Source organism: Mesorhizobium sp. WSM4823 (genome assembly GCF_055811195.1).
The window spans coordinates 1-394 of the sequence record NZ_JBVVQL010000059.1 but is presented as its reverse complement, the minus strand read 5'-3'; the positions used below and the strand labels follow the sequence as shown (position 1 = coordinate 394).

Sequence of the window (394 nt, the reverse complement as noted above, 5' to 3'; positions counted from 1 at the left end):
TGAGCACTGTCCGGACCCGGATAAGGGTTGCGGTTGCCGAAGTTCAGGCGGCTTTCAGTATAGGTCTTCAGTGGTCCATTTCGGTTTCCTGGTTCGTCCAAGTCTTGAACGTGAAAGGCGTGTTGTTTCGCCAACTGCCCTGAGCCTCCCCGGTTCTCGCACTGGATGTTCTTGCCCCCTCATGCGAAGGGACACCACCGATGCCGACGTCATATTGGACGTAGCCGCCGATGCGCAGGCAGGTGTCGGTGTTGGGGACATGCAAGTAGCCTGCACCGTAGACGTCGCAGATGTGGACATGTTCGGTCCGGTCCGAAGCGGAGATTTCGTCCGCCGCGCGAGCCCCCGAAACGGAGGTCAGGGCCGCAACCGAGCCGAGAAGAAGGCTGCTCAC

Annotated in this window: 1 protein-coding gene; it reads right to left on the bottom strand. The window is 60.2% G+C overall.

The genetic code is table 11. The features are described 5' to 3' along the window. Positions 1-67: 67 nt before the first annotated feature. The coding region (locus tag AC0L26_RS32010) for a porin (RefSeq protein WP_473636086.1) at positions 68-394 on the bottom strand (327 nt) is incomplete at its 5' end.